Here is a 10,299-nt window from a genome sequence, read left to right as displayed (position 1 = left end):
TTGAACAATCTAAAATATTTGTATTACCTGAAAAAAGGCAAAGGCAATGTCCGCGAGTAGTGAAAATTAAAGCACAAAAATATCCAAGAAAATGCCAGTCAATTTCTTAACTGACTGGCATTACTCAATATTGAGGGCTTTTTTATTGAAATAACACTTATTTGACTTCAGGTAAGTCAAACCAAATCACTTGCGCATCATCTAAAGCTTCAATTTTGCTAGCTTCTAGAAAGGCGATTGCGCCACCAGCTTCAACGGTATGTTGAGCAATTTTCACTGAGCCTGAAATGACATGCACATAGTTAATGTGTTGTGTTGCTTCAATGTCTAAAGATTGACCTTTAGAAATGACTGCTGTTTTCACTTCAGCTTGTTGGCGAATATGCATCGGTGCATTGTCATTCGGTCCAACAATTAAATGCCATTGATCTGGTTGATCACGTGGATCGCATTTAATTTGCTGATATGTCGGCTCTGCATCACGTTCGTTTGGAATGATCCAAATTTGCAATAAATGAACATCTTCATCACCTTGGTTCATTTCACTGTGACGAACACCAGTTCCCGCGCTCATCAGCTGCCATTCACCAGCAGAAATCCCACCATGATTACCCATACTGTCTTTATGGGTAATTGTACCTTTTAGCACGCAGGTTAAGATTTCCATATTGTCGTGCGGATGTTGACCAAAACCTTCATGCGCAGCAATTAAATCATCATTGATTACACGAAGAGCACTGATGCCCATATATTTAGGGTCATACCAGTTACCGAATGAGAAGCTGTGTTTAGATTCAAGCCAACCCATTTTTACGTGGCCGCGATTTTCGCTTGGATGTAAAAAAGCATTCATGGCATTTATCCTTATCTTAATTATTTAACATGAACACATTTTAGGATTTAGCCCAAAGTAGATATATAGCTTTTTAGCGACAATTCATCCTATATTTGCAACGATAAAGGGTGAATATGCCAGATTGTAGATATAAAAAAGCCTGCATGAAGCAGGCTTTTTTGAACAAACTTAATTATTCAAGGAACTTAACAGTTACGCCAGATTTTACTTTTTTACCTAAATCATTTGCGTCCCAGTTAGTCAAACGGATACAACCGTGAGACGCAGTTTTAGAAATTGCAGAAGGGTTAGGTGTACCGTGAATACCGAATGATTTTTTGCTTAAGCCAATCCAAATATTACCCACTGGGCCGTTAGGGCCTGGTGGTAAAGACAATGGTTTTTTATTGTTGCCTTGAACAAAGTTAGAAGGTGAGTAGCTGTACCAAGGGTTTGGTGCTACACCTGTAACTTTGTATGTCCCTGTAGGCGATGGAGTATCTGAACTACCAATCGTTGCAGGGAATGAGCCGATCATTTGGTTACGGCTGTTGAATAAATAAAGCTGTTTCGCACCTTTATGCGCAACGATTAAGTGAATATCTTCTGGAACTTCGTTACGAATGTTCGCTACAAGAATTTTTTCACCCGCTTTTTTAAATGTTGCTTTTGGATTTAATTTCTTTAAGAAATCTTCATCCATATGGAATTTTTCACCCAACATTTCAGTTACACGTGTGTAGTACAAGCCTTTCATTTTTGCTTGTAATGCATAATCGTGAGGAATGGAAGCTGCATATGGGCCTTTTAAGTCTGCCTCTGTCAGCGTGTATTCGATGAAAGCAGGCTTAGAACCTTGTTTAGCAATTAATGCATCCCAAGTTTCTTGAGTTAAAGTACCCGTTGGTTTTAATGCATTCATTTGTTGGAATGATGCAATTGCTTTTAATGTGTTTTTACCACTTGTACCGTCAATTGCACCCGGTGAAGCATGTGCATTGTTTAACATGACATGTGCACGTGCATAAACAGGGAATTGACCTTTACCAATATTGTCATACCACTGTGCATTGTTGAGATCATTTAAACCCCAAGCGGCTTTGGCAGCAGGTGTACTTGTTGTAGCTGGCGTAGATGTTACAGGTGCAGCACCGATATCAGCTTTCACATCTTCAGATTGTTGTAGGCTATCTAACGTTTGAGAAGCCTGATTCAAATCTTCTTGTTCTTGAGCGCTGATTTGATTTGCAGCTGAAGAAGCTTCAGTCGCGAGTGGATCAATTGGATCCTGCACGGCAACATTGCTTACTTTTTTTGGCGTTAATGGTTGTTCAGCAGTAGATGCGGCAATAGCTGTACCAGCAAATATGCAACTTAGGCTCAAAGCGAGCATTGTGCGAACGAACATGTAATTCAACCTTAAGAATTATTCATTTACTGTGTATAAAAAATCTGGCTAAGTATTACAGAAAAAAAGTGGAGATGCAGTATTTGTTTTGTGTAAATATCATTTTTGGCACTAAAGGTGATCGGTTTTTAAATGCATGAGAAGTTATTAAATTTACGACCTTTTTGTTATGATGATTGCAATGTCAAATATAGTTGGGAAAGTGAATGACGACCTTAAAGAATGATCGTTTCTTGCGTGCCTTATTACGTGAACCGGTAGATGCAACTCCGGTGTGGATGATGCGTCAGGCAGGCCGTTATTTACCTGAGTATCGTGAAACACGTAGCCAAGCTGGTGATTTCCTATCTCTTTGTAAAAATACAGAATTAGCTTGTGAAGTGACTTTACAGCCTTTGCGTCGTTATGATTTAGACGCAGCAATTTTGTTTTCAGATATTTTAACCGTGCCTGATGCACTTGGTTTGGGATTATATTTTGAAGCGGGTGAAGGCCCTAAATTCCATAAAACCATTCGTACCGAGCAAGATGTTGCTAACTTACCAAAATTCAATGCTAAGTCTGATTTAGACTATGTAATGAATGCAGTATCTACGATTCGTTCTGCATTGGGTGGTCAAGTTCCACTGATTGGTTTCTCGGGTAGTCCTTGGACATTGGCAACTTATATGGTTGAAGGTGGTTCAAGTAAAGACTTCCGTTTCACCAAACAAATGATGTATGCACAGCCTGAAGTTTTACATGCATTATTAGATCGATTAGCGGATGCAGTCATTGAATATCTAAATGCGCAAATTGATGCTGGTGCACAAGCTGTTCAAATTTTTGATAGTTGGGGTGGGGCATTAGCACACCGTGAATACATTGAATTTTCACTGAACTATATGCAAAAGATTGTTGCAGGTTTACAACGTGAAAAAGATGGTCGTAAAGTCCCTGTGATTTTATTCACCAAAGGTGGTGGTCAATGGCTTGAGCCAATGGTCGCAACAGGTGCAGATGCATTTGGTCTCGATTGGACAACACCACTGCATGTGGCACGTCAAACAGTGAATGGTCGTGCAGCCTTGCAAGGTAATTTAGATCCTGCAACGCTTTATGGTTCACCTGATGCGATTGCTAAAGCGACACGTGCCATGTTGGATGATGCTTATGCCAATGGTGAAAAAACCGGTTATGTTGCAAACCTAGGTCATGGTATTACCCAATGGGTAGATCCTGCAAATCCGAAAGCGTTCGTTGATACTGTCCACGAATACAGTGCGAAGTACCTTTAAGTAACAGTCTACACGCTTAGGAATTAGGGTTTAGGATTCAACCGTGATCAGCATTTTAAAATCATGTTTTGAGTTCTCATATAAGGCAGCTTCGGCTGCCTTATTTGGGATATTACTACTCATAGCATTTGCGTTGACAGCCTCAATGGGTAGTCAAGAATATTTTGGCTTTTTCCGCTACGATTATTTATTGTTTTATGCGCTGCTTATTCAGGCGTGTTTGCTTTATCTCAAATTGGAATCTTGGGCTGAAGCAAAAGTAATTGCGCTGTTTCATATTCTGGCTATGGGCATGGAAATTTTTCTAACCCATCCCCAAATTGCTTCATGGCAATATCCACAGCCAGCAGTGTTTAAAATTTTAACTGTGCCTTTGTTTGCTGGATTTATGTATTCAGCTGTGGGAAGTTTTTTCGCACGTTCTTTGCGTTTATATCAGGTTTCATTTATTGCCTTACCACGATTTAGCAATATGTTGGCTTTGGCAGTGTTGTCATATTTGAATTTTATGACCAAATTTTTTGTGCCAGATATTCGTTTACTCCTTTTTGTTTGGAGTGGTGTGATTTTTTGGAAGACTAAGTTACGTTTTCAATTACAACATCATCAAATACAACTTCCGATGTTACCGGTTTTATTGTTATTGGCATTTATTATTTGGATTGCAGAAAACATCAGTACTTTTTATAAAATTTGGCTCTACCCAAGTCAGGTTGACGCATGGCACATTGTGGGCTGGGGCAAATTAGGTTCTTGGTATTTATTGCTACTTTTAAGCCTGGTTTTGGTGCTAAAAATCCTTGGAAATCGTGATGAAAAAGGTGTTTGGAAGTTAAAAAAATAGTTAAATCAGGGTCTTATTGTTAATATGATGTTTTAGATAAAAAGTTTTGCGTTATCTGAAATATCACGCTAATCTAAACTCGTGTAATAAAAATTACACATGTTTTAATAATTAAAAACAATGGAATATAATTCCCTGGAGAAGTGCTATGTTAAAAAAATTAGCTTTAGCTGCCGTTGTAGCGGCAGGTTCTACAGCAGCATTTGCTGACCGTGACGTAGGTTGTGGTGTTGGTTCTCAAGTATGGGCTGGTCAATCAGGTAAAATTCCTAAAATTTTAGCTGCAACGACAAACGGCATTTTTACTAACCAGCTACTAGGTATTACTTTTGGTACCTTAGGTTGTAGCGGTACAGGTACAGTGACTGCTCAAGCAGTAACATTTACCAATGAAAACGCTGAATCACTAGCGCGTGATATGGCGGTTGGCCAAGGTGAGAGCCTAAACGTTCTAGCTGAACTTCTAAATATTCAATCTACCGATAAAGCACGTTTCTTTGCTGTATCTAAAGCAAATTTTGCTGAAATTTACTCAGCAGAAAACCAGTCTTCTCTACAAGTGCTTGCATCATTACAAAGTGTAATGGCGAAAGACGATGTACTTAAAGCATACGTTTAATTGATGCTTATAAAACCCTGTCTTATGGCAGGGTTTTTTATTACCCAAAATATATAAAAATGGATTTGAATATAACTGAATGAAATCAATTGCTTTATTTTGTACCTTTATTATTCCGAGCATGATTTATGCACAGCAGATCGATAATTTAAATCCTGCTGAGATACAGCATTATCTTCAAATTGCTCAATTTAAAAAATTGTCAGAGCACATCAGTTGGCAAAGACTGCTATATACCGATAATAAAGGACAAAGTGAAGTTACCTATTCAGGCTATTTTCTTGCTGAAAATGGCCGTAATGATGCTCATGCTGAATTAAATGCGGATATTCAAGCTTTGTTTCAAAGTGCAGAACCGAATCAATCGATTCGTTGTAAATTTCCTGCACGAAGCCAGTGGTTAATGCAGCAACTGAATATTTCAAATGATCAATTACCACCAGTGACATGCCCTGAACTTGATGAATGGTTCGGTAAAATCAGGCCTTATAAAGCCACTTTAATCTATGCTACGGACTTTATGGGTAATCCAAGCTCAATGTTTGGTCATACATTATTGCGCCTTGATCCCAAAGATCAAAAAGAATTAAATCTGGTTTCTTACGCAATTAACTATGCGGCTACTGTTGCTGGAGAAGATAACTGGTCATATGCATGGAAAGGATTAACGGGCCAGTATCCTGGTGAATATTCACTCATGCCTTATTATCGAAAAGTAAAAGAATATGGTGATTTTGAAAGTCGTGATTTGTGGGAGTATGAACTGGCTCTAACGGAGCAAGAAACCAGTTTCTTGGTAAAACATATATGGGAAATGCAGCAGGTGAGTTTTCCATATTATTTTGCTAGTGATAATTGTGCTTATCGACTTTTGGGTTTAATTGATTTGGTTCGACCAAGTTCAAATTTAAAAGAACAATTCAAGGTTGCCTCAATCCCAGTCGAAACGATTAAAGAAGTTGATAAACAAGGTTTAATTAAAGCTGCAATTTACCGTCCAGCCTTAGAAACGCAATTATTATCTCAGGCACAGCAACATGGTTATCACTTAGCGCGAGAAGCACAGCGACTCTCACTCGTTGAACCAGCTAAGATACAAAATGTAATTGGTACTTATAGTAAGCAACAACAAGCTAAAATTTTAGAAATGGCTTATGACCATTTATATTTACAATTGATTGGTCGTAAAGTTGATGCTGAATTTGCGCAACCAAGACTTCGTCAAATATTGGCATTACGTAGTCAATCAGATATTGAAAAACAACGGATTGAGCCTGCTATTCCGAGCCTAGATCCAGTAAAAGGTCATCACGCGCGTACTTTCGATGTAGCGCTTGGTGAAGTACAAGGTGAACAGTTCCTTGAGTTGAGTCATCGTGAGGCCTATCACGACTTGATTGATCCGCAAGGTGGTTTTCGTATAGGGACACAACTGATGTTTTGGAACGGTTCTATTGAGTACCGTGAAGACATGTTAAAGCTCAGTCGTTTTGATTTTCTGTCAGTTAATTCATATAACCCGATTACACCGTTTAAAACGCCATTGAGTTGGGGTTTTAATTTGGGTTGGCAGCAAGCTTCCGTTGATCAAGGTCAATTCAGTGAAACTGAGCAACATGGAGTGGCTGAGCTAAAAGCACAGTCAGGCTACAGTTGGGCAGATCAGGCAAGGACTCATTTATGCTATGTGCAAACCCAAACGCAATTTCAAGTTGGCAAAGCACTGGATAAAGGTTGGCGTGCTGGTATTGGTCCAACATTGGGTTGTCAAAATATCTGGTCAGAGCGAGTCAATACCTTGCTACAAGCAGAATTACCTTATTGGGAAGATTTGCATCAGTGGAATTTAAAAATTAATGCTCAAGTTCAATACCTGCTTAATCAGCAAAATGCGTTAAGGCTGGGTTATGAATATCAACAACAAGACACGAAGGATTGGGACAAATTTAAATTGAGTTATACCTTCTTCTATTAATTTTTAAGATAGATAAAACTTGATGATTCATTTAAATATGTTTTTTTATGTAAGTAAAGCACGGTATCATCTCTAGCTTTTATGCCGCTGTGGTCTATCTCCCATGAATCAAGAATGTATTACAGGTCTGTGTCAGACTTGGAAGAATATTTGTGAGCAATATACTGCTAAAGAACATCAAGCGGCTTTCAAATTTATTGAAGAACATGTTGAATATTTGGTAACGGTTTTTTATCAACAAATGGTGAAAGAGCCTGAATCTGCCGAATTTTTTAAAGACGATATTATTCAAAAAAGACTAATAGATACACTTCGTAAATGGTTGCTTGAAACCTTTCAGGTTGCAATGAATACCCACTATGAACAGTCTGTAAAACGCCAGCAAAAAGTCGGTGTTGTACATGCACGTGTGGGTATTCCATCATGGTTAATCATGCGAGGAGTGCGTGAAATTGAACGTAATGTTTTTGAAATATTAGAGCAGAAATCAGAACAACAAAATCTGCATATGTGTAGCTACATTGTGCAGATCATGGGCTTCAGTACTGAAATTATGTGTCGTTCTTATGAAGCGAACACAGAAAAAAGTCAGGAAATAAAGCACAACTATCGCTTATTTTCAGCGATGCAAGATGTTGCTGTACATAAAGATAAACAACGTGGTTCATTACTCGATTGGGAAAATGAACTGATGTTTAAAATATTCTCTGGAAGCTTAGGTTTTTATCACCCGTTGTTCTCAAAATCTGAATTTGGCTTATGGTTTATTCATAAAGCATCTTATGCATTTTCAGGGTCTGAACAAGTGCAGTTGATTATTGATCGAATTTATCAAGTGGATGAGCTAACGCAGCAAGCCATGCAAATGATGGACAGGGATCAGCTACAACAGGTGATCCAAAATATACGTGAATTAAACCGTGAAATTCAGCATTTGGTTGATCAATTATTCCAAGTGGCAGAGTACATTGAGTCAGGCAATGATTCATTGACGCAACTTCTCAATCGGCGTTATTTAAATACCATTGTCTCTCGTGAAATTAGTTTTGCACGTCAAAACCATACACCTTTGTCATTGTTGGCTTTTGATGCAGATTATTTTAAAAGTATTAATGATAAATTTGGCCATGCGGCAGGGGATTTGGCACTGAAATTTATTGCCGAAGCTTTACAGCGATTTAGTCAAGGCAGTGATTATGCTTTCCGTATTGGGGGGGAAGAATTTTTATTATTGTTGGTGGATACTGAAGTTGATCGTGCAATGAGTATTGCAGAAAATGTAAGACGCTATATTGAACAGGGTTTAATTCGCACGGCTCAAGGACAACAATTTAATTTTACAGTGAGTGTGGGCTGTGTGCTGTACGATGGTCATCCAGATTATCAACGTTTTCTTGATGCTGCAGACCATGCCTTATATGCGGCGAAAAACAATGGTCGAAACTGTATTTACGTTGCTAAAACTGATCCGCAAGCAACATGCTCTGCATCTTAAATGGATACTCACTTAATTTTGCTTTGTATAAAATCTAAAAATTTTGCTTTTTGCTCTATATACATGGGATGAATTTTAGCTTCATCCCATTTTTGTTTAAATACTCGTGCAGCAGCAGCTTTTACGGGATCCTCTTTTTGTCTTGGAAGTTCTTCGCGTCCTTGTGCACCACTTAAACCCTTTTTATCATCAGGGACTGGACCCTCATATTTTTTACCACCTTTATGGTTAGCATAGCGACGTGCACGTGTAAAACCCATCTGTAAAAATTTACGTGCCATATCTGCACCGACAAAATCTTCAGCGCCCAAATACTCTTCAAAGAGCTGCCAAATTTTGGTACTGCTTTCGATGGCTTTTTCTTCATTAGCAAATCGCCAATAGGGCAAAATTTCAGATTTATAAGGCTCTACGAGTAATACACCTTGTTCACCACGTCCAATTCTATAAAGTTCAGGGTGTTCGCGAAAATTTATTTTTTTAAAATCTAGACTGTAATCAAAACTATTGGAATGAACGCGAGATACACGCTTAGGTGTGGGGATGGATTTCTTATTCATATTCACTCCATTACAACCTTACTCTATTTCAACCTTAAGCTAAAAAAGTAGCCCCAGTTGGGGCTACTTTTTTATTTTGTCTTTTTGCTGGTAGATTTGGCTTTGGTCGTCTTGGGTTTTTCTCCCTTAGACTTGCTTGCCTTAGCATCCGTTTTCTTTTCTGTTGAAGATTTTTTGGTTGTTTTCTTCTCAGCTTTTGGCTTTTCCTCTTTAACCCTAGTGCTTGTCTTTGATGTGGTGGCTTTTTTAGGGGCCTCTTTTTTGTTGGCTTTAGATTTCGGCGAACTTTTAGTTGACGCAGATTTTTTAGCTTTTACTTTTTCATCTTTAGTTGCAGCTTCTTTTTTAGAAGTGCTGTCCTTAGATTTTTTTTCAGCAGTTTTCTTTGTTACTTTGTTTGAATCTTTACTCGATGCTTTAGCTGATTTTTTTGCTTTATCCTCATTTTTTTTTACAGTTTTTGCCGTAGTTTTCGCTGTCTTTTTCTCATCTTTTTCAGTTGTCTTTTTTGCGGCTACCATAGTGATCACCTTTAGTTAGTAAAAAAGAAAGTAGCAATGAATCTAAAGGATTCATCTTGCTTTCAATGTACGGATTAATCTTAAATAGGGGGGTGAAATCATGTTATGAAATGTTTAATTTACGAACAGAAATACATTAAGTAATTGATATTAATTTTATGCGGTAGTTTTGAGTTACAAGTCTTACAGCAAGGTTACAAACAACATTTTTAAAAGATATTTTTGAAAAAAAATATCTTGGGCGATCAAACTTCAACGACTACAAAGTATTTTTTTACAGTTTCTACTACTTCGAAAGTGCCGATAAAACCGGGTGGAATTACGCCTGCATTTCCAGCTTTCACTTCTATATATGTGCCTTCTTGGTCGTGTATACGAACTACGCCTTCAATAACTTGAAAGAATTCTTGTTTGTTGTTGGCAAAATGAATATTCCATGCCCCGACTTCACATTGCCATATACCACAGTCCATATTGGCATGAGCATATAAGCTTTGGGTTTCTCGTTTAGGATTACCATGTATCAAACGATCAGGCCGAGGGTAGTCAATGCTTGAATCAGCGTGGGTTAAACCTTGACCTGCTAAATATAATTGCGTCATTGTTTGTCCTAAATTGAGTCATCTAAGTATAAAAAATGGTGGTGTTTCAAAAAGTATGCTGAAAAAAAGCAGGTTGAATTTTGATAAAATAGAGAAATGCAAATAACTCTAGAAATCAAATGTCCAACCTGCCTCAGTGACAGTATAAAGAAAAATGGCATCA

10 protein-coding genes are annotated in these 10,299 nt (G+C 38.0%); 5 read left to right on the top strand and 5 right to left on the bottom strand.

The window, feature by feature from the left end; translation table 11 throughout:
- Positions 1–157: 157 nt before the first annotated feature.
- Positions 158–853 carry a pirin-like bicupin family protein gene (locus FTV09_RS15855; protein WP_067765948.1) on the bottom strand — a complete coding sequence of 232 codons (696 nt, stop codon included), beginning with the start codon at positions 851–853 and terminating at the stop codon, positions 158–160.
- Positions 854–1,028: 175 nt separating this feature from the next.
- Positions 1,029–2,243: a L,D-transpeptidase gene (locus FTV09_RS15850; RefSeq protein WP_067765944.1), complete on the bottom strand. Its 1,215-nt coding sequence runs from the start codon at positions 2,241–2,243 to the stop codon at positions 1,029–1,031.
- A gap of 206 nt (positions 2,244–2,449) precedes the next feature.
- Here FTV09_RS15850 and hemE point away from each other — a divergent pair, with 206 nt between their 5' ends.
- The 5 genes from hemE to FTV09_RS15825 all read left to right on the top strand — a co-directional run bounded on the left by hemE (position 2,450) and on the right by FTV09_RS15825 (position 8,453).
- On the top strand, positions 2,450–3,520 hold the full coding sequence (gene hemE, locus FTV09_RS15845; RefSeq protein ID WP_180058857.1) for a uroporphyrinogen decarboxylase: 1,071 nt from the start codon (positions 2,450–2,452) through the stop codon (positions 3,518–3,520).
- 46 nt (positions 3,521–3,566) lie between these two features.
- The gene (locus FTV09_RS15840) at positions 3,567–4,364 is read left to right on the top strand and encodes a DUF817 family protein (RefSeq protein ID WP_245668232.1); all 798 of its coding nucleotides are present in this window, start codon (positions 3,567–3,569) and stop codon (positions 4,362–4,364) included.
- A 148-nt stretch (positions 4,365–4,512) separates the two neighbouring features.
- Positions 4,513–4,983 carry a DUF3015 family protein gene (locus tag FTV09_RS15835; RefSeq protein ID WP_067765935.1) on the top strand — a complete coding sequence of 157 codons (471 nt, stop codon included), beginning with the start codon at positions 4,513–4,515 and terminating at the stop codon, positions 4,981–4,983.
- Between the two features lie 79 nt (positions 4,984–5,062).
- On the top strand, positions 5,063–6,958 hold the full coding sequence (locus FTV09_RS15830; protein WP_180058856.1) for a DUF4105 domain-containing protein: 1,896 nt from the start codon (positions 5,063–5,065) through the stop codon (positions 6,956–6,958).
- Positions 6,959–7,061: 103 nt separating this feature from the next.
- Positions 7,062–8,453 carry a diguanylate cyclase gene (locus FTV09_RS15825; protein WP_180058855.1) on the top strand — a complete coding sequence of 464 codons (1,392 nt, stop codon included), beginning with the start codon at positions 7,062–7,064 and terminating at the stop codon, positions 8,451–8,453.
- Positions 8,454–8,461: 8 nt separating this feature from the next.
- On the opposite strand, the gene FTV09_RS15820 is transcribed toward FTV09_RS15825, so the two are convergent.
- From FTV09_RS15820 to FTV09_RS15810, 3 genes are all read right to left on the bottom strand, one after another.
- Positions 8,462–9,013 (bottom strand): DUF4385 domain-containing protein, encoded by a 552-nt coding sequence (locus FTV09_RS15820; RefSeq protein WP_180058854.1) that lies wholly within the window; start codon positions 9,011–9,013, stop codon positions 8,462–8,464.
- 71 nt (positions 9,014–9,084) lie between these two features.
- Positions 9,085–9,534: a hypothetical protein gene (locus FTV09_RS15815; protein ID WP_180058853.1), complete on the bottom strand. Its 450-nt coding sequence runs from the start codon at positions 9,532–9,534 to the stop codon at positions 9,085–9,087.
- Between the two features lie 245 nt (positions 9,535–9,779).
- Positions 9,780–10,136: a cupin domain-containing protein gene (locus FTV09_RS15810; protein ID WP_180058852.1), complete on the bottom strand. Its 357-nt coding sequence runs from the start codon at positions 10,134–10,136 to the stop codon at positions 9,780–9,782.
- Between the last annotated feature and the right edge of the window lie 163 nt (positions 10,137–10,299).

Origin of the sequence: Acinetobacter sp. YH12227, from assembly GCF_013417785.1 — a bacterium.
Classification (GTDB): domain Bacteria; phylum Pseudomonadota; class Gammaproteobacteria; order Pseudomonadales; family Moraxellaceae; genus Acinetobacter; species Acinetobacter gandensis.
Note: the sequence above shows the minus strand (reverse complement) of the source record. Positions and strands in the feature narration are given on the sequence as shown.